Origin of the sequence: Saccharothrix texasensis (assembly GCF_003752005.1) — a bacterium.
Taxonomy (GTDB): Bacteria; Actinomycetota; Actinomycetes; order Mycobacteriales; family Pseudonocardiaceae; genus Actinosynnema; species Actinosynnema texasense.
The window spans coordinates 4,573,744-4,597,759 of the sequence record NZ_RJKM01000001.1; the positions used below are offsets into that span (position 1 = coordinate 4,573,744).

A 24,016-nucleotide genomic window follows, 5' to 3' on the forward strand; every position below is an offset into this window, starting at 1 on the left:
GCCGGTCGGGCCTACACTGGCCAGGTTGCCTCGGCGAGGGCGAGCATCACGCTCGGCGTGATCGACGCGGCGGTTGTGATGCCGCGCGTGTTCACCCTCCGCGCCGCCCGCCGCCGCAGGCCAACCCCCGCTTCGCCCCGCCCGACGTACCCGCCGACGTTTACCAGGCCAGACCGTTAGGAGAGCCCCACCGTGTCCGAGGTCCGTCTCGCCGCAGAGCAGCGCACCGAGTTCGGCAAGGGCGCCGCCCGCCGCACCCGCCGCGCCGGCAAGATCCCCGCGGTGCTCTACGGCCACGGTTCCGACCCGAAGCACCTGGCCCTGCCGGCGCTCGAGTTCGCCCGTGTTGTCCGCGAGCACGGTCAGAACGCAGTTCTCACGCTGGACATCGAGTCCTCCACCGAGCTGGCGCTGACCAAGACCGTCACCACGCACCCCATCAAGAACTACATCGAGCACGTCGACCTGCTGCTGGTGCGGCGGGGCGAGAAGGTCACCATCGAGGTGCCGATCGTCCTCACCGGCGAAGCCGCCGCGGCGACCCTGCTCACCCAGGACCTCACCACCGTCCAGGTGGAGGCCGACGCCCTCAACATCCCCGAGCAGGTCGAGTACTCGATCGCGGGTCTCGGCGCGGGCACCCAGGTGCACGCCTCCGACCTGGAGCTGCCCGCCGGCACCACCCTGGTGACCGACGGTGAGGCGATGGTCCTCGCGATCAACGCCGCGCCGACCGCCGCCGAGGTGGCCGGTGACTCCGGCGAGGCCGCCGAGGCCGAGGCCACCGAAGAAGGCTGAGCCCATCACGTCGGGCAACTCGAACGGCACGCCTCCCCCGCCATCCGGCTGGGGTGGCGTGCCGTTCCCGTTTCTCAGCCCGGCGCAGGTGCGCGCCACCCGGTTCCCCCGCAAGAGGGGCAAGGGCTACGACCCGGCGCAGGTGGACGCGTTCGTGCTGCGCATCGCCGACGCGCTCGCCGGACGCGTGCCGCTGCCCCCCGATCGGGTGCGCACGATCGTGTTCACGGAGATCGCCGGCGGTTACGACCAGCGCGCCGTGGACGACTTCCTGGCGGCGTGCGAGCACCAGCTGCGGTCCGGGCACGTGCCGCCGACCACGTTGCAGACCGGCGAGGCCGTGCTGGCGGTGAAGCTGCCGCGCTCCCCGAACGGCTACGATCGCGGCGAAGTCGACGCGTTCCTCGGCCGGGCCGCCGCGGCGCTGGACGGCCGGGGGCGGATGACCTCCAGCGAGGTGCGCCACACCAGGTTCACCACCACGTCCGGGTTGCGGCGGGGCTACCAGGTGCGCGCGGTGGACGCCCTGTTGGACGAGCTTGAGCAGGAGTTGCGGTTCCGTGGTCGATGACGTCGCCCTGGTCGTCGGGCTGGGCAACTCCGGCCCCAAGTACGAGGGCAACCGGCACAACGTCGGCTTCCTCGTGCTGGACGAGCTGGCCGCCCGGGTGGGCGGGAAGTTCAAGGCGCACAAGGGCGGCGCCGAGGTGATCGAGGGCCGGTTGGCCGGACGCCGGGTCGTGCTGGCGAAGCCGCGCGGCTACATGAACACCTCCGGCGGCCCGGTGGCGGGCACGGCGAACTTCTACAAGGCGCCGCCGTCGTCGATCATCGTCGTGCACGACGAGCTGGACCTGCCGTTCGGCGTGGTGCGGCTCAAGCTCGGCGGCGGCGAGAACGGGCACAACGGGCTCCGGTCGATCACGAAGTCGTTGGGCACCAAGGACTACCACCGGGTGCGGTTCGGGGTGGACCGGCCGCCGGGCCGGATGGACCCCGCCGACTACGTGCTGCGCGACTTCTCGCTGGTCGAGCGCAAGCAGCTGGCGCTGGAGCTGGACCGCACGGCGGACGCCGTGGAGGCGTTGCTCGAACTCGGCCTGGAAGGCGCCCAGAACAAGTTCCACTGACGCGCCGGGGCGCGGTCGAGGCGGGAGCCGGTCGACCGCGCCGCCGACGACGTCACGCGCTGGGCACCAGGCCCGCGGCGGCGGACCGGCGGAGCTTGCCGGACGGCGTCTTGGGCAGGCTGCCCGGCTTGAGCACCACCACGGAGAACGGCCTCAGCCCGACCGCGTCCACGACCCGCGCGCTGATCTCCTTGCTCAACGCCCGCACCGCGTCCTCCTCGCCGGCCAGCTTCGACTCGACCACCACGGCGAACCGCTCGCGGCGCGTGCCCGCGTCCAGCCGCACGGCCACCGCGTTGCCCGCGCGCACGCCCTCCACGGCGGTCGCGGCGCGCTCGATGTCCGTGGGGTAGATGTTGCGCCCACCCATGATGATCACGTCCTTGCGCCGCCCGCAGACGACGACCTGGCCGTCCACCACGTAGCCCTCGTCGCCGGTGTCCAGCCAGCCCTCGGCGTCCTGGGTGCCCTTCGGCCCGTCCACGGTGAGGTAGCCGGGCGTCACGGCCTCGCCGCGCACCCGCAGCTGACCGACCTCGCGCTCGCCGAGCACCTTGCCCTCGGTGTCGACCACCTGCACCTCCAGCCCCGGCAACGGCGGCCCGAGCAGCGGGAACGCCCGCGCGTTCGGGCTCTCCGGCGACACCGGCACGGCGCGGTGGCCCGCCTCCAGCTCCTCCGGGTCCACGACGTCGACCGCCAGCCCGGTGAACACCGGCGCGAACGCCACGCCCAGCGTCGTCTCCGCCATGCCGTACGCGCACAGCACGCACTCGGCGCGCAGCCCGAAGCGCTCGCCCGCGTCGGTGAACGTCTTCACCGCGGCCGGGTCGATGGGCTCGGCCCCGTTGAGCGCGATCCGCAGCTTCGACAGGTCGAACGCGCCGTCGTCCACGCCCCGCATGCGGCGGGCGGCGATGGCGTAGGCGAAGTTCGGCGCGGCCGTGATGGTGCCCTGGTAGCGGCTGATCAGGTCCGGCCACAGGGTGGGCCGGGCGAGGAAGTCGACCGGGGTGACCTTCACCAGGTCGATGCCGAACAGCATCGGCACGGTCAGGAAGCCGACCATCCCCATGTCGTGGAACAGCGGCAGCCAGGAGACCATCCGGTCGGTCTCCGGATCGAGCTCGGCGGCGATCTCCATGGCCTTGGCGTTGGACCACAGGTTGCCGTGCGTGATGCGGACGGCCTTCGGGTCGGCCGTGGAACCGCTGGTGAGCTGAAGCAGCGCGGGCAGGTCCTCGTCCACGTCGACGGGCGCGCCCAGCGGCTCGCCGTCCAGCTCGGCCAGCCTGAGGTAGGAGACGCCGTTCTCGTCCAGCACGCCCGACAGCGCGTCGAACGGCGCGCCGAGCAGCACCAGCTTCGCGCCGATCATGGTGAGCACCCGCAGCGTGTCACCGGCCCACTCGCCGAGGTCGGTGCGGGCCGTCGGCTGGTGCAGCATGGTCGTGCTGCCGCCGGCCAGCCACACCGCCTGCACGGCCGGCGCGATCTCCGCCGGGTCGCCCGCGAGCACCGCGATCGACTCGCCGCGCGCCACCCCGCCCGCCACCAGCGCGCCCGCCATGCGCGCGGCCCGCTCGTGCACCTCCGCCCACGACCTGCGGATCGGGGCGTTCGGCTCCCCCGTGGTCATGCCACGCGCCCGTCCCCCGGCGCCCGTAGCGGTTGCCACCATCGTGTCCACGAACCGGCTCATGTCCGTCAGGGTAGAGCGATCTTTCGGCGCATTGAGCCGATAGGGCGAAACATCGGGCGCATCATCCGGCGATACTCCCCGGTACACCACACGAAGGAGGTAATTGGGTGGCCGGGTTCGACGCTCGCCAGCACCTGCCGGCACATCCGGCGCCGCTGTTGGGCGCGCAGGATCTGCGGCAGGTCGCCTTCCACCGCCCCCCGCCCGGCCAGCCCGGGTACGACGAGGGGCAGGTGGACACCTTCCTGGACCGCATCGAGGCGACGCTCCTCGGCCGTGACGACGTCACCGAGCAGGACGTGCGGGAGGTGCGGTTCAGACCCTCGCGGCCCGGCTACTACGCGGCCGAGGTCGACGCGTTCATGGACCTGGTGGCCGAGACGCTCGGCTCGACGCCCCAGCGGCGCCAGGCCACCGCCCCCGCGCAGGGCGCGCACGCCACGTCGACCGGGATGCGCCCGGCGGCCCGGCTGACGCCGCAGGACGTGCGCGGCGTGCGGTTCCACAAGCCCAGACCGGGGAACCGGGGCTACCACGAGGGCGAGATCGACGCGTTCCTCGACCGGATCGAGAACACCCTGGCGGGTCGTGACGACCTGACCGCCCGGGAAGTGCAGGACTTCGAGTTCAGCTTCGCCCCGCCGGGACGGGTGGGGTACGACGAGGACGACGTGGACACGTTCCTCGACCTCGTCGTGGTGACGTTGGAGCGGATGCCGCCCCGGGCCGTGCCGCCGGTCTCCTCGGTCGCACCCGCTCCCCTCGCCTCCTCTTCGGCTCCCGCCGCGTTCGCTCCTCCCGCTTCCCCCACCCGCCCTGCCTCCCTCGCCTCTCCCGCTTCTCCCGCTTCTCCCGCTTCTCCCGCTTCCCCTGCGCCTCTGGTGCGGCCTCGTCCCGGTCCCGGCACGCGCCCGTTGACCGCTCGTGACGTCCGCACCGCCGCCTTCGGCAAGCCGCCGCGCGGCCGGCGCGGCTACCAGGAGTCGCAGGTCGACAAGTTCCTGGACCGGATCGAGAACACGCTGCTCGGGCAGGACGACCTGACCGCCCGCGAGGTCCGCGAGGTCCGGTTCAGCCGGCCCATGTTCGGCCGGCGCGGGTACGACGAGACCGAGGTGGACGCGTTCCTGGCGCGGGTGGAGAAGCAGTTGGGCGACGGACCGCCGCGGCTCGAGGAGATCCCGCCGATCACGTCGTGGAAGCAGCTGCGGTCGATCAAGATCCCGGTGGCCGGGCCGGCGCAGCGCGGGTACCGGACGTCGCAGGTGGACCGGGTGCTGGAGGAGGTCGGCATCGCGCTCGACGGCATGCTCGGCGCGTCGTCGGAGGAGGTGGCGACGGCGAAGTTCGCCACGTCGTTGATGGCGGGCCAGGGCTACGACTGCGCGTTCGTCGACGAGCTGATGCCCCTGCTCGCCGCCGAGCTCCGCCGCCGCAACCGCTGACCCCCGCGTGAGTCGTACCTCCACGCCGCGTGAGTCCGACGTTCGGACGGCGAGAGTCCAACGTTCACGGACCCTGAGTTCAACGCTCGGACCGACCGCCCGGTCTGCCGAGTGGTGAACTCAGGTGCGCTGAACGTTGGACTCTCGAACCGTCGACGTTGGACTCACGTGCCGTGAAGGTAGGACTCACGCGGCGTGGAGGTACGACTCACGCGCGGTGAAGGCAGGACTCTCGCGGAGGGTCAGGATTCGGCGGATTCGGCGGCGGCCAGCCACTGCGTCTCGACGTCCTCGGCCTCCGCCATCACGGCCTTCAGCTCGGCGTCCAGGGCCAGCAGGCGTTCCGGGTCGGTGGCCGCCTCGGCCAGCGCCGCGTGCAGCTTGGCTTCCTTCTTCTGCAACGTCTCCAGTCGCCGTTCCAGGCGGGACAGCTCCTTGCGCGCCGCACGCTGGTCCGCCGCCGACGACGGAGTGGACGTCGCGGGCTTCGCGCTCGGCGCGGCGGCGACCTCCTTCTGCTTGTCCCGCCGCCGCAGGTACTCCTCGATCCCGCCCGGCAGGTCGGTCAGCCCACCGTCGCCGAACAGCGCCACCACCTGGTCGCACACCCGTTCCACCAGGTAGCGGTCGTGCGAGATCACCACCAGCGTGCCCGGCCACGAGTCGAGCAGGTCCTCGAGCTGCTGCAACGTGTCGATGTCCAGGTCGTTGGTCGGCTCGTCGAGCAGCAGCACGTTCGGCTCGGCCATCAGCAGCCGGCACAGCTGCAACCGCCGCCGCTCGCCACCGGACAGGTCGCCCACCGGCGTCCACTGCTTCTGCGACGAGAACCCGAACCGCTCGGCCAGCTGCGACGCCGACATCTCCTGCTTGCCCAGCACCACCCGCCGCGCGATCTCCTCCACGGCTTCCAGCACCCGCATCGACCCGTCCAGGTCGTGCAGCTCCTGGCTCAGGTGCGCGAGCTTCACCGTCTGCCCCTGCACGCGCTTGCCGGTCTCCAGCTCGCGCTCACCGGCCAGCGCCCGCAGCAACGTCGTCTTGCCCGACCCGTTCACGCCGACGATCCCGACCCGGTCACCGGGCCCGATCCGCCACGTCAGGTCGCGCACCAGCACCCGGTCGGGCACGGTCAGCGTCGCGTCCTCCAGCTCCAGCACCGTGCGCCCGAGCCGGCGCTTGGCGAACGCCACCAGCTCCACCGTGTCGCGCGGCGGCGGCACGTCGGAGATCAACGCCTCGGCGGCGTCGATGCGGTAGCGGGGCTTGGACGTGCGGGCCGGCGCGCCTCGGCGCAGCCACGCCAGCTCCTTGCGGGCCAGGTTGCGGCGCTTCTCCTCCAGCGTGTCGGCGAGCCGGCCGCGTTCGGCGCGGGCGAAGATCCAGTCCGCGTAGCCGCCCTCGTACTGCTCGACGCGACCGCCGACGACCTCCCACGTGCGGCTGCACACCGTGTCCAGGAACCACCGGTCGTGTGTCACCACGACGAGTGCCGTGCGCCGGGCCAGCAGGTGCTCCGCCAGCCACCGCACGCCCTCGACGTCCAGGTGGTTGGTCGGCTCGTCCAGCACGACCAGGTCGAGGTCCTGCACGAGCGCCGCCGCCAGCGCCACCCGCCGCCGCTCGCCGCCGGACATCGTGCCGACCGGCGAGTCCAGCCCGAAACCGGTGATGCCGAGCCCGTCGAGGATCGACCGCACCCGCGCGTCGGAGGCCCACTCGTGCTCGGAGTCGAAGCCGAGCGGGTCGATCACGGCGTTGCGCACCGTCGACCCCTCGGCCAGCTCGGTGCGCTGCGTGACCACGGCCATGCGCAGGCCGCGGTTCTGGCTGACGCGGCCCTCGTCCGGTTCGGCGAGCCCGGCCAGCACCTCCAGCAGCGTCGTCTTGCCGCCGCCGTTGAGACCGACGACCCCGATCCGGTCGCCTTCGCCGACGCCGAGGGACACGCCGTCGAGCAGCGGACGCACGCCGAACGACTTGGAGACGTTCTCCAAGTTGACCAAGTTGGCCATGTACCAGCACCTTCATCGAGAACGGGGTGACAACGCAGTACGCCAGCCTAGCTATCGCGCCGGTGACGACCTCCCGGCCGGGCTCGGCGCACCGGCCACCACCGAGCCGGGGAGGCCGAAGTCACAGCTCAGGGCGTCGCCGCCGGTCAGGTGGCCGGCTGCGACCTGTCGGCGGAGCAGACCGGCGGGCAGGTCACGCGTGCACTTCGGGCGGGATCGGCCGGGGTGCTTCTTCGGTGCCGATGACGCGCGCGCCGTGCACCGGGCCTTGCGCCACGCGCACCGTCCGGCAGACGCCCGCGCCCGCCAGCTCGGCCGCCACGCGCACCGCCGAGTCGCCGTCCGTGCAGAGGAACGCGCAGGTCGGGCCCGACCCGGAGACCATGCCGGCCAACGCGCCCGCGTTGACGCCCGCGCGCAGCGTGCGGCGCAGGTTGGGGCGCAGGGACACGGCGGCGGCTTGCAGGTCATTGCCGAGGAGGAGCGCGAGCTGGCGCGGGTCGCCGGAGGACAGGCCTTCGAGCACGGCTTCCGCCTCGCCGACGCGGGGCGGGTCGCCGTCCGCGCGCAGCCGGTCCAGCTCGTCGAACACCTCGGGCGTGGACAGGCCGCGCCGGTCGAACGCCAGCACCCAGTGGAACGTGTGGCGGGACAGCACGGGCACGATCCGGTCGCCGCGGTCGGTGCCGAGGGCCGTGCCGCCGTAGATGGCGAACGGGACGTCCGCGCCGATCTTGCCCGCGACGCCGGCCAGCTCGTCCCGGCTGATCTCCAGCCGCCACAGCGAGGCCAGGCCGACGAGCGTCGCCGCCGCGTCCGCGCTGCCGCCCGCCATGCCGCCGGCGACCGGGATGGACTTGCGGATGACGATGCGGACCTTCGGGTCGTCCGGGTCGCGGCCGACGTGCTGGGCCAGCTCCCGCACCGCCCGCCACGCCAGGTTGGACGCGCCGGTGGGCACCGAGTCGGCGCCCTCGCCGTGCACCTCGACACCGGGGTCGTCGGCGATGGCGACGGTCACCTCGTCGGTCAGCGACAAGGCCTGGAAGATCGTCACCAGGTCGTGGTACCCGTCCGCGCGGGAGTCGCCTACGGCCAGGTGCAGGTTGACCTTGGCCGGGACGCGGACGGTGACCGGGGGCGGGACGACAGCGAGCACGCCATGAAGCGTACGGGCGTTTCCGGGTCGCCCGCTCCCACCGATCGCCGACCTGCGACGAAAGACACCTCCGACCAGGCCTTTCCCAGTTATCCACAGGCCGGGCCCGAGTCATTTCCCTCGTCGTGCCCGTCGGGCAGAATAAAAGCAGGGGTCCCCTTGGCGAGGACCCCTGCGAAGCGTTCGGAGTTCGGGCGGCACCCCGGCGGCACGGTCGGTGCCGGCCGGTGGGCGGATGTCAGCGGCGGTACGTCCGGGTGCGAGGTCCGGTTGCGCCGGACGGGTGCGAGATCCCGTTCCGCGAACAGTCGCGTCAGCAGTCCGGGGCGGCCTGCGGGCAGCCGGACAAGGGCAGGGGTCCCCTTGGCGAGGACCCCTGCGCAAGCGTTCGCCCTTCAACGCCCGATCGGCCGTCTCCGGACGCCTGAGTGTTCAACTCGGGTGTTCTGAACGTAGGACTCACGTGGTCCGAACGTAGGACTCTCGTGTTCTGGGGGTAGGACTCGCGGGTCAGACGGGGAGGACGGAGCCCGAGAAGGTGGTCTTGATGTAGTCCTTGACCTCCTGCGACTGCAGCAGGGCCAGCAGGTCCTTGATCCGCGGGTCGTCCTTCAGCTCCGACCGGGTGACCAGGCCGTTCGCGTTCGGGTTGCCCTCGGCCTTCTCCAGCGCCAACGCGTCGGACGCGGGCTTCAGGCCGGCGTCGATGGCGTAGTTGCCGTTGATCACCGACGCGTCCGTGTCGTCCAGCGACCGGGGCAGCTGCGCGGCCTCCAGCTCGACGAACTCCAGCCCGCGCGGGTTCTCCGCGACGTCCCGGACCGTCGCCGTCTTCTCCTTGCCCGGCGCCAGCTTGATCAGGCCGTTGGCCTGCAACAACTGCAGGCCGCGCGCCTCGTTCGTCGCGTCGTTGGCCACCGCCACGCGCGCGCCGGACGGCAGGTCGGCCAGCGACTTGTGCTTCTTCGAGTACAAGCCGAGCGGCTCGAGGTGCACCGGCCCGATCCACTCCAGCGTCGCGCCGCTCTCCGCCTTGAACGTGTCCAGGTACGGCACGGTCTGGAAGTAGTTCGCGTCCAGCGACCCGTCGACGAGCGCCGTGTTCGGCTGCACGTAGTCGGTGAACTCGACGACCTCGATCTCGAGCCCCTTGGCCGCGGCGAGGTTGTCCGCGACGTACTGGAGCACCTGGGCGTGCGGCACGGGGCTCACGCCCACCTTGAGCGGCGCGCCGGGGTCGGACGCGGCGCCGGTGTCGCCACTACCGCAGCCCACCGCGGTCAGCAGCACGGCCAGCAGGGCAGCACGAATACGCATGTCGTTCCTTAGGTGAGGAGGAAGGCGATCAGACGGACGCGGTGCGGCGGCGGTCGACGCCGCGGGCCACGCGGTTGGTGGTGAACTGGATCGCGGTGGCGATGACGGCCAGCACGACGACCGTGCTCCACAGGTAGCGGTCGTTGAACCGCTGGTAGCCCATGCGCACGGCGAGGTCGCCGAGCCCGCCGCCGCCGACCACGCCCGCCATCGCCGAGTAGCCCAGCAGGGCGATCGCGGTCACGCCGATGGCGTTGACCAGGGCGGGCAACGACTCGCGGAGCAGCACGCTGCGCACGATCCGCAGCGTGGACGACCCGGTGGTGACGGCGGCCTCGACCACCGACACGTGCACCTCGGCCAGCACGTTCTGGACCAGCCTGCCGACGAACGGGATCGCGCCCACGGCGAGCGGCACGATGGCCGCGGTCGGCCCGATGGTGCTGCCCAGCAGCAGCCTCGTCAGCGAGGTCAGCACCACCAGCAGGACCAGGAACGGCATGGAGCGGCCCAGGTCCACGACGAACCCGAGCACCTTGTGCAGCACCGGCCGGGGCTTCAGCCCACCGGGTGCGGTGAGCTGAAGCCAGACGCCGACGGGCGCTCCGAGCAGAACGGCGATCAGGGTGGAGACGACCACCATGTACAACGTCTCGCCGGTGGCGACCAGCACGTCGTCGAACACGATGGACCAGGGTGTTGCGGACCTCACGCAGCTACTCCCTGGGGACCCGAGAGGGTCCGGCGCACCGAGCCGCCCGCTTCGGAGATCCACTCCAGCGCCGAGTCGGCGCGCTCGCCCTTCAGGCCGACGCGGAACCGCGCCACCGGGGTCTCGCCGAGCCTGGTGAGGCCGCCGCCGAGCAGGTTCAGCTCCACGCCGAACCGGCTGGTGGCCTCGGGCAGCAGCGCGCCCACGGCGGCGAAGCCGATCAGCACGACGTCCGCGACCCGGTCGAACGAGCCTTCCAGGGCCGGGTTCTGGTCCACGGCGGGCAGCAGCGACGCGGCCGTGCGGCTCGCGGCGTCCGACACCAGGTCGAGCACCTTGCCGTGCTCCACCACGCGGCCGTCCTCCAGCACCGCGACGTCGTCGCAGATCTTCCGGACCACGCCCATGTCGTGCGTGACCACGAGGACCGTCACGCCCAGCTCGGCGCGCGCCCGGTCGAGCACGGCGAGCACGGAGCCGGTGGTGTCGGGGTCGAGCGCGGACGTCGGCTCGTCGGCCAGCAGCACGGACGGCGACGCGGCGAGCGCCCGGGCGACCGCGATGCGCTGGCGCTGCCCGCCGGAGAGCTGGTCCGGGTACGAGCCGGCCTTGTCGGTGAGGCCGACGAGGTCGAGGAGCTCGGCGACGCGGGTGCGGCGCTGGGGCCCGGCGACGCCCGCGGCTTCCAGCGGCAGCGCGACGTTGCCCGCGGCGGTGCGCTGGCGCAGCAGGGAGTCGCCCTGCGGCACCACGCCGATCTGCCGGCGGGCGGCGCGCAGCGCGGTGCCGTCGAGCGAGACGAGGTCGGTGCCGTCGACGCGGATCGCGCCGCTGTCGGGGCGCTCCAGGAGCGCGACGCACCGGGCCAGGGTGGACTTGCCCGCCCCGCTGGGGCCGACGACGCCGAGGACGGTGCCCGCGGCGACGTCCAGGTTCACGCCGTCCAGCGCGCGAACCTGCCCGGTACTCCCGGGGAAGGTCTTGGTGAGGTTCTCGACAGTGATCACGTTTCGCTCCACGACGGCATGCGGCAGCGCACGCTCATGGCGTGCGTGACCGACGGCTCGGCTCAGAAAGGTGTCCTCGATGGAGGACGCGGGGATTCGAGGCGCTGCGGCTGGTCAGCGGCTGCGACAGGCCGACGAGGTCCGGCGGCCGTGGTCGACGACCCGCCGGCGGGTGAGCATTCGCATCCTGGGCACGTGATCCTCCATCGTTCCTGGCGGAAGCACCTGCCCCCGTGGAGGGGTGGTTGCTGCGGCGTCGTGGAGCCAGGTCTCTCGGCCGCTCGGGATGGCACCACGAGTAGACCCGACCGGGACCGGCTGACGCAAGCCTGAAACAGGATCGTCCGGCAAATCACACTTTCGGCCGAAAGATCAACGACTACCGAGTGGACGCGACCTCGGCTATCCGGATGAAGTCGCCGACGGCCAGTTGTTCGCCGCGCACCGCCGGGTCGACGCCCGCCTCGACGAGCAGCCGCTGGGCCTCGGCGGCGGAGCCGGCCCAACCGGACAGCGCGCCGCGCAGCATCTTGCGGCGTTGCGCGAAGGCCGCGTCCACCAACGCGAACAGCCGCTTCGGGTCCACAGTGGACAGCGGCTCGTGCCGGTCGAACGCGACCAGCGCCGAGTCGACGTTGGGCACGGGCCAGAACACCGAGCGCGGCACGGGACCGGCCCGGCGGGCGTCGGCGTACCAGGCGAGCTTCACGCTGGGCACGCCGTAGACCTTGCTGCCGGGACCGGCGGCCATCCGGTCGGCCACCTCGGACTGCACCATCACCAGGCCCGTGCGCAACGACGGCAGCACGGCCAGCAGGTGCAGCACCACGGGCACGGCCACGTTGTACGGCAGGTTCGCCACCAGGGCGGTCGGCGCGACCGGGAGCTGCTCCGGGGTCACGCGCATCGCGTCGGCGTGCACGACGGACAGCCGCTCGGCCAGCCCGGGCGCCCGCTCCGCCACGGTGACCGGCAGGCGGTCGGCCAGCACGCCGTCGATCTCCACGGCCACCAGCGCGCGGCAGGAGGGCAGCAACGCCAGCGTCAGCGAGCCCAGGCCGGGGCCCACCTCGAGCACCACGTCGTCCGGGCGCAGGTCGGCCGCCGACACGATGCGCCGCACCGTGTTCGGGTCGTGCACGAAGTTCTGCCCCAGCTTCTTCGTGGGGCGGATGTCCAGCTCGGCGGCCAGCCGGCGGACGTCGGCCGGGCCCAGGAGGTGACTCCCGTGCCCGGCCGACGTCGAATCCTCAGTCACCGGCACATTGTTACGGCAGGCCGAGCTTCGACTGGCAGTGGGGCCACGCCGAGTAGCCGCCGCGCGCGTCGCGGAGCTTGGTGGCGACGGCGATCTGCTGCTCGCGGGTCGCCTGGTGCGGGTAGGCGGCGTACTGGGCGCCGCCGTAGGCGTCCCAGGTGCCCTTGTTGAACTGCAGGCCGCCGTAGTAGCCGTTGCCGGTGTTGATGGCCCAGTTGCCGGTGGCCTCGCACTGCGCCAGCTGGTCCCAGACCGCGCCGTCGGGCGGGAGCTTGGTGCCGACCTTGACCTTCTTCGGCTTCGGCTCCTTGGTGACCTTCGCACCCAGCTTCTCGCGGCCCACCTCGGCGCCGTTCTTCACCGTGACGCGGTAGGTGACGATCTGCTCGCCGGCCTCGCCCGGGTCCAGGACCTCTTTCTGGCCCTTCATCATGGCGTCGTCCTTGACCTCCTCGATGGGCGGCTGGACGGCCTCCGTCGCGTTGATCACCGACACGCCGGTGCGCGTGATGTGGACCTCGGCGCCGTTGGTGACGCGCAGGTCGAACGCGGTCTCGAGCTTGTCGTCGGGGCCGAGCGACAGGTTCTCGCCCTTCAGCAGCTCCTCGACGGTCACGGCGGTCGTGCGGATCTGCCGGGGCTCGTTGCCGCCGTCGTAGAGGGTGACCGTCTTGAGGCTCTTGACCTCGAGCGAGAGGCCGTCGAGGGGGACTGCCATGCCGCGGTCGTGGGAGAGCCACGCGCCCTCGTCGGCGACCTGCAGCTGGTCCAGCGCCTCGTCCACGGTGACCGAGCGGACCCAGCCCTCGCGCTGCTCGCCGTCGACCGTCATCTTCACCAGCCGGCCGCGGTCCAGCGAGATCTTCCCGCCGTCGCTGACCTTCGCCTGGGGTGACGGGCTCAGCGCGTCGTGCTCGCCGATCACGATGCCCTCGTCGGCCAGGATCTCGCCGACGGTCGACTCGTACGTGCGGACGGTGGTGGCCTCGCCGTCGACGTCGACCGTGACGGACTTGTCCATCGCGATCGCGGTGGCGCCGCCGCCGGAGATGGTGACCAGCACGGTGAGGACGGCGGCCTTCAGGAAGCGGCGCTTCCACTTCCCCGCGGCTTCGACCAGCGCGGCGGGCGGGGCGCTCGGCCGCTCGGCGGCCAGGCTGCCCGCGACCCGGTCCTGGGAGACCTCGTCGGGGATGATGATCGGCGGCAGGAGCGTGGTCTCGGCGTTGATGAGCCGGATCAGCTCGTCGACGTCGACGTTCGCCCCTGCGAGCAGCTCGTCGGCGTCCGGTCCCAGCACTTCCAGCACGTCGTCCGGGGTGATGGTGAACACCGCGGTGTCCCACTCGGACGGCGGCCCGGGTCTGTCCAGGACGTCGACACCGGTCGCGGGTGTCGGCTGCACGGGCGTAAACCAGTCGGTGTCCTCGTTGAACGAGTTCACGGGGTGCCATACCTCCTGAAGGCGCGAAGTCCGGCTACGCGCACGGTTCGGTGTCGGTGGTCAGCTGGTGATCTCCGGCAACTCCCGCGCGTGTTCGGCTTCTCGCTTCTGGTGTCAACGTGACCCGCCCCGACTGCGGGTGCGCCCCGAATCACGACTCGGGGCACGGTCACGGGACCGTAACGGGTCCGTGGGGGTTGTGCCAACACCCCGACAACCCTTGTGAGTTCAGTCACCCCGTCAGGGGAGCAAGTCTGTCCGCCATTCGTCGTAAGGAGGATTACGACTTCACCGCGTCACGAAGACCGAAGACGCGTTCGGCGTTTCGAGTGATCTTCGTGGCCAACTCACCCAGGTCGGCCTCACGCAGCGTCGCCAGATCCCGAAGCGTGTAGTTCGCGCAATACGGCTCGTTCGGGCGACCTCGGTACGGGTGGGGCGTGAGGAACGGCGCGTCCGTCTCGACGAGCACGTGGTCCTCCGGCGCCCACCGCGCGGCTTCCCGCAGCGCGTGGGCGTTGCGGAACGTCGTCGTGCCCGCGAACGAGAGCACGAACCCGCGCTCCACGCACGCGCGCGCGAACGCGAGGTCGCCGGAGAAGCAGTGGAAGACCACGGTGGCCGGCGCGCCCTCGGCGTCGAGCACCGCGAGGATGTCGTCGTGCGCGTCCCGGTCGTGGATCATCAACGGCTTGCCGACCCGCTTGGCCAGGTCGATGTGCCACCGGAAGGCCTCGTGCTGGGCGGCCTTCGGCGCGTGGTCCCAGTAGTAGTCCAGGCCGGTCTCGCCGATCGCGACGACCCGGGGCCCCTCGGCGAGCCGGGCCAGCTCGGCCTGCTCGGCCTCGCCGAACGTCGACGTGCGCGTGGGGTGCAGGGCGACGGCGGCGAACACCCGGTCGTCCCAGGTGGCGGCCTCGGCGGCCCAGCGCGCGGCGTCGAGGTCGTCGGCGACGGTGATCACGCGGTCCACGCCCGCCAGGGCGGCCCGGTCGAGGACCTCGCGGACCTGGTCGGGCGTCCGCGCGCCGCACGCGTCGAGGTGGGTGTGGGCGTCGACCACCGGCGCCGGCAGCGCCTCCGGGACCGGTGGTCGTTCGCCCCGTCGCTTCGTCACTTCGCGATCGGGGCCCACTCGGGGCCGGTCTCGCCCAGCTCCGGGTCGAGCTTCGCGAACAGCGGCGCGGGCTTGGCCAGCGGCCTGCCCACCTCGATCGGGGTGGACGCCCAGGTCGCCTGCTCGGCCGCGTAGTCGCCGGTCAGCACCGGGTACTCGCGGTCGGGCACGTCCAGGTCCGCCACGTCGGTCAGCTGCGGCTGGGCCGCCCACACGCCCGTGCCGCCCAGCGCCTCGTGCACCTTCTGCGCCGAGTGCGGCAGGAACGGCGTCAGCAGGGCGTTGGCGTCCTGCACGACCTGCAACGCGGTGTGCAGCACGGTGTCGCGGCGCTCCGGGTCGTCCTTGAGCTTCCACGGCTCCTGGTCGGACAGGTAGCGGTTGGCCGCGCCGACCACCTTCATCGCCTCGGCGGAGGCCTGCTTGAACCGGGAGCGGCGCAGGTTCGCGCCCACCACGTCGAACGCCTTGCGGGACAGTTCCAGCAGCTCGTGGTCGGCCTGGGTGGGGCTGGTCGGCCGCGGGATCGCGCCCACGTTCTTGTGCGCCATCGAGATGGACCGGTTGACCAGGTTGCCCCACTCGTTGGCCAGCTCGAAGTTCGTCCGGCGGACGAACTCCTCCCAGGTGAAGTCGGTGTCCTGGTTCTCGGGGCCGGCGACGGAGATGAAGTAGCGCAGCGCGTCCGGCCCGAACTCCTCCAGGAAGTCGGTGACGTAGATCACCGTGCCGCGGGAGGTGGAGAACTTCGAGCCGCTCATGGTCAGGAACTCGGAGCTGACCACCTCCGTGGGCAGGTTCAGCGCGCCGAACGAGCCGGGCTCGCCGCCCTTCGCGCCCTGGCCGTTCTGCCCGAGCAGCAGGGAGGGCCAGATCAGCGAGTGGAAGACGATGTTGTCCTTGCCCATGAAGTAGTAGCTCTGGGCGTCGCCGGTCCAGAACTCCTTCCAGGCGTCGTCGTCACCGCTGCGGCGGGCCCACTCGACGGACGCGCTGAGGTAGCCGATCACCGCGTCGAACCACACGTAGAAGCGCTTCATCGGCTGCTCGCGCCAGCCGTCGAGCGGGATGGGGATGCCCCAGTCCAGGTCGCGGGTGATGGCGCGCGGGCGCAGGTCGCTGATGAGGTTCTGGCTGAACTTGAGCACGTTCGGGCGCCACTCGGTGCGGGTCTGGAGCCAGCCGCCGAGCGCGTCGATGAACTGCGGGAGGTCGAGGAACAGGTGCTCGGTCTCGACGAACTTCGGCGTCTCGCCGTTGATGCGCGAGCGCGGGTTCTTCAGGTCCACGGGGTCGAGCTGGTTGCCGCAGTTGTCGCACTGGTCGCCGCGGGCGCCGTCGTAGCCGCAGATCGGGCAGGTGCCCTCGATGTAGCGGTCGGGCAGGGTGCGGCCGGTGGAGGGGCTGATCGCGCCCATCTCCGTCTTCGGGATGACGTAGCCGTTGCGCCAGAGGGCCAGGAACAGCTCCTGGACCACCTTGCGGTGGTTGCCGGTGGTGGTCCGGGTGAACAGGTCGTAGGACAGGCCGAGGCCCTGCAGGTCGTTCGCGATCACCCGGTGGTACTTGTCCACGAGCTCGTGGGTGGACAGGCCCTCCTTCTCGGCCTGCACCGAGATGGGTGTGCCGTGCTCGTCCGAGCCGGAGACCATCAGCACCCGGTTGCCCGACATGCGCATGTAGCGGGAGAACACGTCGGAGGGGACACCGAAACCGGAGACGTGACCGATGTGGCGGGGGCCGTTGGCGTAGGGCCACGCCACCGCGGTCAGCACGGAGGCACTCATGGGCCAAGCCTACGGAGCCGCTTCCAGCGGGTTCTGCCGGGAGGGGCAGTCCGCGAGGGGCCGGGCGGGGAAGGTCGCCCGGTCGGCTGACGGCGGCCCGCCCGCCCGTCTCACCCCTGGCTGATCGCGGCGTCGTACAGGGCCTTCTTGCTCACCCCCGCCGCCTCCGCGACCTCCGCCGCCGCCGTCTTCATCCGCTCGCCGTCGGCCACGCGCTGCCGCACCTCGGCCACCAGCGCCTCCATCGGCGGGGTCTCGCGGGCCTCGGCGGGCGCCAGCACGACGGTGATCTCCCCGCGCACGCCCTCGGCCGCCCACTCGGCCAGCTCGCCGAGACCACCCCGCTTGACCTCCTCGTACGTCTTCGTCAGCTCCCGGCACACGGCGGCGCGGCGGTCCGCGCCGAGCACGTGCGCGGCGTCGGCGAGGGTGTCCGCCAGCCGATGGGGTGATTCGAAGAACACGCACGTGCGCGGCTCGGCGAGCAGCGCGGCGAACCACCGCCGGCGTTCGCCCTGCTTGCGCGGGGGGAAGCCGTCGAAGCAGAAGCGGTCCGACGGCAGGCCCGACACGGCCAGCGCGGTCGTCACGGCGGACGGGCCGGGCAGGCACGTGACCCGGATGTCCTCCTCCACGCACGCCGCCACCAGGCGGTAGCCGGGGTCGGACACGCTCGGCATGCCGGCGTCGGTCACCAGCAGCACCGTCCGCCCGTCCCGCAGCGCCTCCAGCAGGCCGGGCAGCCGGGCCGTCTCGACCTGGTCGTAGAAGCTGACCACCCGCCCCGCGGGCGTGACGTCCAGGGCCGAAGCGAGCGACCGCAGCCGTCTGGTGTCCTCCGCCGCGATCACCTCGGCCGTGCCCAGCGCCTCGACCAGGCGCGGTGACGCGTCCCGGACGTCGCCGAGCGGAGTAGCCGCCAGCACCAAACGGCCTGATCCAGATACAGGTCTCACGTCTCTCACCCTACGATCGTGCGCGTGAGCCTGATCGCACCGCAGTCCGCAGACGACGTGGTCGACGCCGGCGAGGTACCGCCGACGAGCCCGCCACCGGGCAACGACCGCGAACAGCGGGCCCGCCAGCTCGAACCCGGAGCGATGAGCGACGCCCTCAGGGGCTGGCTCATCACGCTGGCCGTGGCGTTGATCGGCGGTGTGGTGCGGTTCTGGAACCTCGGGTTCCCGACCGACAAGGGCACCCCGGTCTTCGACGAGAAGCACTACGTGCCGCAGGGCGCGCAGGTGCTGCGCAACGGCGGGTACGAGGACAACCCCGGCTACGAGCTGATCGTCCACCCGCCGCTGGGCAAGCAGCTCATCGCGATCGGCGAGTGGCTGTTCGGCTACGACGGCGTCGGCTGGCGGTTCGCCTCGGCCGTCGCGGGCACCTTGACGATCCTGCTGGTCGTGCGGATCGCCCGGCGGATGACGCGGTCGGACCTGATCGCCGCCATCGCGGGCGTGCTGCTGATCGCCGACGGCATGAGCCACGTGCAGTCGCGGATGGGGATGCTGGACGCGTTCCTGACGTTCTTCGTGGTGGTGGCGTTCGCGTGCCTGGTGGTGGACCGCGACCAGGTGCGGGCCCGGCTGGCCGTCGCGGTGCGCGAGGGCTGGGTGACGAACTCGCCGTACGGCCCGTGGCTGGGTTTCCGCTGGTGGCGGTTCGCGGGCGGGATCGCGCTGGGCCTCGCGTGCGGCGTGAAGTGGTCCGGGGTGTGGTACATCGCGTTCTTCGGCGTGCTGTCGGTGCTGTGGAGCGCGCTGGCGCGCCGTTCGGCGGGCGTGCGGCGGCCGTGGCTCGGCGCGTTCGCGAAGGACCTGCTGCCGTCGCTGTTCGCGCTGCTGGTGATCCCGATGCTGGCGTACCTGGCGACGTGGTGGGCGTGGTTCGCGTCGGAGACCGCCATCGACCGGCACATCGCGGGCACCAAGATCCCCGAGGACGGCTGGATCCCGGCGCCGCTGCGGGCCCTCTGGTACTACAGCGGCAACGTGCTGGAGTTCCACACCAAGCTGGTGACCTCGGAGACCAACCGCCACCCGTGGGAGTCGAAGCCGTGGACGTGGCCGATGGGCCTGCGGCCGATGCTCTACTACTTCGAGGGCTCGGTGCAGGGCTGCGGCGGGCCGAGCTGCGTCGGCGCGATCATGCTGATCGGCACGCCCGCCCTGTGGTGGCTGTCGTTCCCGATGCTGGCGTGGGCGATGTGGCAGTCGATCGCCAAGCTGGACTGGCGCTACGCGGCCGTGCTGGTCGGGTACGGCGCGGGCTTCCTGCCGTGGTTCATCAACGTGGACCGGCAGATGTACTACTTCTACGCGATGCCGATGGCGCCGTTCCTGGCGCTGGGCATAGCGCTGGCGCTGGGCGAGGTCCTGGGCAAGCGGACCGACGGCCGGGAACGCCGCGGCACCGGTCTGCTCGCGGTGGCGCTGTACGTGGGCCTGGTCGTGGCCAACTTCGTGTGGCTGTGGCCGATCCTCAACGGCATCCCGATCACCCCGGAGGTCTGGGACGCCCAGAAGTGGCTCCCGTCCTGGAACTGACCGGCGGGCGGGTCAGCGCGGCAGCTCGGTGAGCACGGGGTTGCGGATGCTCTCGTAGATCACCGAGCTGCGGAAGCTGATCACCTCGCGGCGTTCGCTGAGGCGGTCGATGAGGAACGCGTGCAGGTGCTCCAGGTCCGGCACGGCGAGGTGGATGAGGAAGTCGTCGTCGCCCGCCACCACGTACATCGCGGTCACCTCCGGCAGCGCGCCGATCGCCGCCTTGAAGTTGGCGATCACGGCGCGGCTCATCGGGCGCAGCCGGGCCGCGACGAACGCCTGCACGGGCCGGTTGAGCGCGCTCAGGTCCACGTCCGCGTGATAGCCCCTGATGACGCCGCGCTCGCGCAGGGCCCGCACGCGTTCCAGGCAGGTCGAGGGCGCGACGCCGAGACGCCGCGCCAGCTCGCGGTTGGTCAGCCGCGCATCCAGCTGCAGATGCCTGGTGATCGCCGAATCAAGTTCGTCCACGTGCAGATCATGGCAAAGCCCGGCGAACGAAGTTCGGTGACGCTGGATCAGGTCGTTCAGATGGGCGAGTCTGGGGCAAAACCACCGAACGAACGGACCGGACGTGCTGCCGACCAGACTCGCGTTGATCCTGCGTGACGACCTGCCGCCCAACCTCGCCGCGAACGCCGCCGTCGTCCTCGGCCTCACCCTCGGCGCGCGGCTGCCCGACCTGCTCGGCGAGGACGTCGAGGACGCCGACGGCACCCTCCACCTCGGCCTCAACACGCACCCGGTGCCGGTGCTGACCACGTCCGCCGAGCACCTCAAGGAGCTGCACCGCGCCGAGGGCGTGCTGAAGATCGGCTTCACCGAGGTCGCCCGCCGCTCGCGCGCCTACCCCGAGTACGTGGCGGCGCTCGCCCTCGCCGAGGACCCCGGGTTCGTCGCCGTCGCCCTCTACGGCCCGAGGGCCGAGGTCACCCGCCTGACCCGCAAGCTGCCGTTGATGGCATGAAGCTCGCCGCGTCGTACGGGGGCGCGCAGTCGGCCACCTTGATGCGCGTCGCGTCGACCACGCTCGCGGCGGTGACGGCGGCGGGACCGGCCGCCGCCGTCGGGCTCCTCCGCCGCCGCACCGCGCCGGCGCCCGCGTTCTCCGGGGCGCCGGCGGCCGGGCCGCCGGTGACCGGGGTCGCGGCCCTGGTCAGCGCCCGGTTCGGGGCACGGGTCAGCGCACGGGTCGGGTCGGCGGTTCCGGCCGGTCGATCATCCTCGTGACCGGGCCTTCCTTGCTCAACCCGGCCTGCGAGAGCCACGTGCTCAACTCGGTGCGGATCGCGCCCAGCGCCGGCCGCTTGGCCGGGTCGGCGTCCAGCGCGCTGGTCAGCAGCCGGGCGTGGGCGCTGTGCTGGGGCAGCTTCACGCACGGCTCACCCTGCGCGGCGGCCATCAGCGACGAGATCGGGTTCTCCCGCGACCCGCGCGGCGGGTGGCCGGTGAGCGCGTAGCTGACCGTCGCGGCGAGCTGCCAGGCGTCCGACGCGGGGCTGGCCGCCTCGCCGCGGGCGGTCTCGGGGGCGAGGAAGTCCGGCGTGCCGACCATCATCCCGGTGGCGGTGAGCGTGCTGTCGCCCTTCGACCGGGCGATGCCGAAGTCGATCAGGTGCGCGGTGCCGTGGGTGTCCACGATGACGTTGGACGGCTTCACGTCCCGGTGCAGCACGCCCTGCTCGTGCGCGGCGGCCAGCGCGTCCGCCATGTTCACCCAGAGCCGGGCGGCGAGGGTGTCGGCGAGCAGGCCGCTGGTGAGCACGACGTTCGACAGCGGTTCGCCGTCGATGTACTCCATGACGATCGCGAGCCCGTCCGGGTCCTGCACGATGTCGAACACGCGCACGCAGTTCGGGTGCCGCACGGCGGCCAGAGCGCGCGCTTCACGCAACATGCGCTGCTCGGTGTCGTTGTCGGGGGCGTGCGCGAGCTTCACCGCGACCGTGCGGGCCAACTGCTCGTCCACGGCCAGCCACACCGTGCCGAACCCGCCGCGGCCGAGCTGGCGGATCCGCCGGAACCGCCCGCCCGCCGGGTTCCACACCTTGCCGGAGTCGGGCGTCGGGGTCGGTGTCGGGCCGCTGTTGCCGCCACCCGGGCCGAACGGCAGCGGGCCGGGCGTGTCGGCCAGCGGCGCCGGCTGCTCCGGCCTGGTCGGCCTCGGCGCCTCGACGGGCACGGGCACGTCGGCGACCCGCGTCGGCGGGTAGTGCCGGACCGGCGGCGTCGGCCGGTAGGGCGGGATCGGCTGGTAGGGCGGGATCTGCGCGGGCTGGTAGGGCGGCGGCTTCTCCACCTTGTAGGGCGGCGGCTGGTGCGGTTGGCGAGGCTGCTGCGGTTGCTGCGAGGCCGACACCTGCCGGCGCGGCTGCGACGACTGGTGCGGCGACGACTGGTGCGGCTGCTGCTGGGAGGACTGGTGCGGCTGCTGGGAGGACGACGGCGGTGGCGTTCTCGACACCGCGGGTTGCGGGCTCGGGTTCCCGCGATCGCGACCGGGGCGGTTCAGCATGGCGGTAGTCAACCCGAAAACCCGCACGACCAGGGAGCCCGCCACCGCGATCGGGAAGAACCCGAGCAGCAGGTGGCCCACCAAGGACACCGGCAGCGCGGACGTCGACAGCAGCAGGACCAGGAACGGCGGCCAGAACACGCGGCGCGGCCAGTTCGGGCCGAGCCGGAACGCCGAGCCCGCCTGGAGCATCACGAACAGCAGGCACAGCAGCGCGAGCAGCGCCGTCACCCCGGCGATCACCACGTCCGGCACCCCGGACCGGCCGGTGATCGCGGTGATGAACGGGTCGCTGCCGATCAGGTAGTCGTACTGGCTCAGCGCCAGGCACGGCGACTCGTCCAGCGACTCCATGCCCGGCAGCGCGCGGGTGCGCAGCAGCTTGTAGGTGGCCGAGAACGCCATCCAGGGCAGCACCAGCGTGCTGACCACGCCGAGCACGGCGAAGATCGCGCCGGTGAACGGGCCGTAGGAGTTGCCGACCACGCGGCGGACGGTGATCGACAGCAGCGCGGCGACCGTCGGCAGCACGCCGATCACGGCGCCGAACGCGGTGGCGGTCCAGGCCCAGTCGCCGGGGCAGAGGGGCACACCGGCCCAGTCGTGCAGCCACGCCAGCAGCGACTCCGCCAGCTCCACGACCCGCACCACCCCTTCTCGTCGTCTCTCAGGGTACGGGTGCGGGCCACACCGACAGTGCCGTCCGGGCAACATCGTGCAGTTCAGCCCGCGTGGCGCCGTCCCTGGCCAGCGACGACATCCCCCGGACGGTCGCGGCGACGAACACGGCGAGCCGCCGCGCGTCCGTACCGGCGGGCAGCGCGCCGGTCGCGACGTCGTGCCGGATCTTGGCCTCGACCGCCCGTCCGGCCTGGTCACGAAGGTCGTCCAGCTCGGGCGCGCTGAGGATCAGGCAGCCCCTGGGCCGGTCGGGGGTCGTGTACTCGACCGCGGCTTCGGTCAGGATCCGTTCGACGGCCCGGCGCGCGGTGGGCTCTTCTTCGAGGGCCCGCGCGGTGAACGCGCCGTAGGTCTGCCGGTAGCGGGCGACGGCTTCGGCGAAGAGGGCGCGCTTGTCGCCGAACGCGGCGTAGAGGCTCGGCGGGTTGACGCCGGTGGCCGCGGTGAGGTCGGCGACGGAGGTCGCCCGGTAGCCGTCGCGCCAGAAGGCGCGCGTGACCTGGTCCAGCACGTCGTCCCGGTCGAATCCCCGCTTGCGCCCCACCACGGCACTCATTCTATAACGTCCGCTACAGTTCGCTGTTGTGTAGCGACCGTTACAGATTGGGGTGCTGGTGAAGACGGCATTGGTGACCGGGGCGAGTCGCGGGATCGGGCGGGCGATCGCGGCGCGGCTGGCGGCGGACGGAATGCGGGTGGTCGTGCACTACGCGCGGGACGCCGACGCGGCCCGGGCCGTGGTGGAGGAAGCCGGGGGCGGGGCGTTCGCGGTGCGGGCGTCGCTGCCCTCGCAGCTCGACGCCTTGGTGGCGGCCCTGCCGCCATTGGACGTGCTGGTGAACAACGCCGGGATCGGACTGCCCGCGCCGATCGAGGACGTGACACCCGAGGCGTTCGAGGAGGTGTTCGCGGTCAACGTGCGGGCGCCGTTCTTCCTGGTGCAGCGCGCGCTGCCGCTGCTGCGGGACGGTGGGCGGATCGTGAACATCTCGTCCGGGGCCACGCGCATCGCCATGCCGGTCGGCATCGCGTACTCGATGACGAAAGGCGCGCTGGACACGTTCACGCGCACCCTGGCCCAACACCTGGGGCCGCGCGGGATCACCGTGAACACGGTCGCACCGGGAGTGGTCGACACCGACGTGAACGCGTCGTGGCTGCGGGGGAACCCGGCGGCGGAAGCGGCGATGGCGGCGCGTTCCGCGCTGGGGCGGATCGGCCGGGCCGACGACATCGCCGACGTGGTCTCGTTCGTGGCGTCGGACCGGGCGCGGTGGCTGACGGGCGCGTGGCTGGACGCGACCGGAGGAGCCCACCTGTGAGCGGATGGGGCCCGGCTCGCCGCGTGTGCGAGCCGGACCCCGCGCGTGTGCCCGC

Annotated in this window: 22 protein-coding genes and 1 riboswitch; of the genes, 8 read left to right on the forward strand and 14 right to left on the reverse strand. The window is 72.1% G+C overall.

The window, feature by feature from the left end:
- The first annotated feature begins 192 nt into the window (after positions 1–192).
- From EDD40_RS19425 to pth, 3 genes are read left to right on the forward strand one after another with little or no spacing between them, the layout of a single operon-like run.
- Positions 193–798, forward strand: a complete 606-nt coding sequence (locus EDD40_RS19425; RefSeq protein WP_123744180.1) for a 50S ribosomal protein L25/general stress protein Ctc — start codon at positions 193–195, stop codon at positions 796–798.
- 58 nt (positions 799–856) lie between these two features.
- Complete coding sequence (locus EDD40_RS19430) at positions 857–1,369, forward strand: DivIVA domain-containing protein (RefSeq protein WP_123744181.1); 513 nt, start codon at positions 857–859, stop codon at positions 1,367–1,369.
- Positions 1,359–1,928 carry an aminoacyl-tRNA hydrolase gene (gene pth / locus EDD40_RS19435; RefSeq protein WP_123744182.1) on the forward strand — a complete coding sequence of 190 codons (570 nt, stop codon included), beginning with the start codon at positions 1,359–1,361 and terminating at the stop codon, positions 1,926–1,928. The genes EDD40_RS19430 and pth overlap by 11 nt, the downstream gene beginning before the upstream one ends.
- Before the next feature lie 52 nt (positions 1,929–1,980).
- Here pth and EDD40_RS19440 read toward each other — a convergent pair whose 3' ends face one another.
- The gene (locus tag EDD40_RS19440) at positions 1,981–3,630 is read right to left on the reverse strand and encodes a fatty acyl-AMP ligase (protein WP_123744183.1); all 1,650 of its coding nucleotides are present in this window, start codon (positions 3,628–3,630) and stop codon (positions 1,981–1,983) included.
- A gap of 107 nt (positions 3,631–3,737) precedes the next feature.
- Between EDD40_RS19440 and EDD40_RS44815 the strand changes: the two genes are divergently transcribed.
- A complete protein-coding gene (locus EDD40_RS44815; RefSeq protein ID WP_425471217.1) occupies positions 3,738–5,075 on the forward strand; it encodes a DivIVA domain-containing protein in 1,338 nt (445 codons plus the stop codon).
- Between the two features lie 242 nt (positions 5,076–5,317).
- Here the strand turns inward: EDD40_RS44815 and EDD40_RS19460 are convergent, their stop codons facing one another.
- From EDD40_RS19460 to rsmI, 10 genes are all read right to left on the reverse strand, one after another.
- Positions 5,318–7,090 (reverse strand): ABC-F family ATP-binding cassette domain-containing protein, encoded by a 1,773-nt coding sequence (locus tag EDD40_RS19460; RefSeq protein ID WP_123744184.1) that lies wholly within the window; start codon positions 7,088–7,090, stop codon positions 5,318–5,320.
- A gap of 193 nt (positions 7,091–7,283) precedes the next feature.
- Positions 7,284–8,249: a 4-(cytidine 5'-diphospho)-2-C-methyl-D-erythritol kinase gene (locus tag EDD40_RS19465; RefSeq protein ID WP_123744185.1), complete on the reverse strand. Its 966-nt coding sequence runs from the start codon at positions 8,247–8,249 to the stop codon at positions 7,284–7,286.
- A gap of 510 nt (positions 8,250–8,759) precedes the next feature.
- Positions 8,760–9,566: a MetQ/NlpA family ABC transporter substrate-binding protein gene (locus EDD40_RS19470; RefSeq protein ID WP_123744186.1), complete on the reverse strand. Its 807-nt coding sequence runs from the start codon at positions 9,564–9,566 to the stop codon at positions 8,760–8,762.
- A gap of 28 nt (positions 9,567–9,594) precedes the next feature.
- A complete protein-coding gene (locus EDD40_RS19475) occupies positions 9,595–10,278 on the reverse strand; it encodes a methionine ABC transporter permease (protein ID WP_123744187.1) in 684 nt (227 codons plus the stop codon).
- A complete protein-coding gene (locus tag EDD40_RS19480) occupies positions 10,275–11,285 on the reverse strand; it encodes a methionine ABC transporter ATP-binding protein (protein ID WP_123744188.1) in 1,011 nt (336 codons plus the stop codon). Before EDD40_RS19480 ends, EDD40_RS19475 begins: the two co-directional genes overlap by 4 nt.
- Positions 11,286–11,485: 200 nt before the next feature.
- Positions 11,486–11,578, reverse strand: a riboswitch (SAM riboswitch).
- Positions 11,579–11,664: 86 nt separating this feature from the next.
- Complete coding sequence (gene rsmA / locus EDD40_RS19485; protein WP_123748143.1) at positions 11,665–12,543, reverse strand: 16S rRNA (adenine(1518)-N(6)/adenine(1519)-N(6))-dimethyltransferase RsmA; 879 nt, start codon at positions 12,541–12,543, stop codon at positions 11,665–11,667.
- Positions 12,544–12,553: 10 nt separating this feature from the next.
- Positions 12,554–13,987 (reverse strand): resuscitation-promoting factor, encoded by a 1,434-nt coding sequence (locus tag EDD40_RS19490; protein WP_123744189.1) that lies wholly within the window; start codon positions 13,985–13,987, stop codon positions 12,554–12,556.
- A 280-nt stretch (positions 13,988–14,267) separates the two neighbouring features.
- Positions 14,268–15,104, reverse strand: a complete 837-nt coding sequence (locus EDD40_RS19495; protein WP_123744190.1) for a TatD family hydrolase — start codon at positions 15,102–15,104, stop codon at positions 14,268–14,270.
- Positions 15,101–16,891 (reverse strand): methionine--tRNA ligase, encoded by a 1,791-nt coding sequence (gene metG, locus EDD40_RS19500; protein WP_123744191.1) that lies wholly within the window; start codon positions 16,889–16,891, stop codon positions 15,101–15,103. Before metG ends, EDD40_RS19495 begins: the two co-directional genes overlap by 4 nt.
- A gap of 110 nt (positions 16,892–17,001) precedes the next feature.
- Positions 17,002–17,847 carry a 16S rRNA (cytidine(1402)-2'-O)-methyltransferase gene (gene rsmI, locus EDD40_RS19505; protein ID WP_123744192.1) on the reverse strand — a complete coding sequence of 282 codons (846 nt, stop codon included), beginning with the start codon at positions 17,845–17,847 and terminating at the stop codon, positions 17,002–17,004.
- A gap of 24 nt (positions 17,848–17,871) precedes the next feature.
- On the opposite strand from rsmI, the gene EDD40_RS19510 reads away from it, so the two are divergent.
- Positions 17,872–19,443 (forward strand): dolichyl-phosphate-mannose--protein mannosyltransferase, encoded by a 1,572-nt coding sequence (locus tag EDD40_RS19510; RefSeq protein WP_123744193.1) that lies wholly within the window; start codon positions 17,872–17,874, stop codon positions 19,441–19,443.
- Positions 19,444–19,455: 12 nt separating this feature from the next.
- Here EDD40_RS19510 and EDD40_RS19515 read toward each other — a convergent pair whose 3' ends face one another.
- The gene (locus EDD40_RS19515) at positions 19,456–19,914 is read right to left on the reverse strand and encodes an Lrp/AsnC family transcriptional regulator (protein WP_123744194.1); all 459 of its coding nucleotides are present in this window, start codon (positions 19,912–19,914) and stop codon (positions 19,456–19,458) included.
- A gap of 103 nt (positions 19,915–20,017) precedes the next feature.
- On the opposite strand from EDD40_RS19515, the gene EDD40_RS19520 reads away from it, so the two are divergent.
- Together EDD40_RS19520 and EDD40_RS19525 are read left to right on the forward strand one after the other, a co-directional pair.
- Positions 20,018–20,410, forward strand: a complete 393-nt coding sequence (locus EDD40_RS19520; RefSeq protein WP_123744195.1) for a DUF2000 domain-containing protein — start codon at positions 20,018–20,020, stop codon at positions 20,408–20,410.
- Positions 20,407–20,673: a hypothetical protein gene (locus EDD40_RS19525; RefSeq protein ID WP_123744196.1), complete on the forward strand. Its 267-nt coding sequence runs from the start codon at positions 20,407–20,409 to the stop codon at positions 20,671–20,673. The genes EDD40_RS19520 and EDD40_RS19525 overlap by 4 nt, the downstream gene beginning before the upstream one ends.
- Here the strand turns inward: EDD40_RS19525 and EDD40_RS19530 are convergent.
- Together EDD40_RS19530 and EDD40_RS19535 are read right to left on the reverse strand one after the other, a co-directional pair.
- Positions 20,624–22,609, reverse strand: coding sequence for a serine/threonine-protein kinase (locus tag EDD40_RS19530; protein WP_123744197.1), 1,986 nt, complete (start codon positions 22,607–22,609; stop codon positions 20,624–20,626). The two genes, EDD40_RS19525 and EDD40_RS19530, sit on opposite strands and share 50 nt — an antisense overlap.
- Positions 22,610–22,625: 16 nt before the next feature.
- A complete protein-coding gene (locus EDD40_RS19535; protein WP_123744198.1) occupies positions 22,626–23,195 on the reverse strand; it encodes a TetR/AcrR family transcriptional regulator in 570 nt (189 codons plus the stop codon).
- A 58-nt stretch (positions 23,196–23,253) separates the two neighbouring features.
- Here EDD40_RS19535 and EDD40_RS19540 point away from each other — a divergent pair, with 58 nt between their 5' ends.
- Positions 23,254–23,961 (forward strand): SDR family NAD(P)-dependent oxidoreductase, encoded by a 708-nt coding sequence (locus EDD40_RS19540; protein WP_342777773.1) that lies wholly within the window; start codon positions 23,254–23,256, stop codon positions 23,959–23,961.
- Positions 23,962–24,016 lie beyond the last annotated feature (55 nt).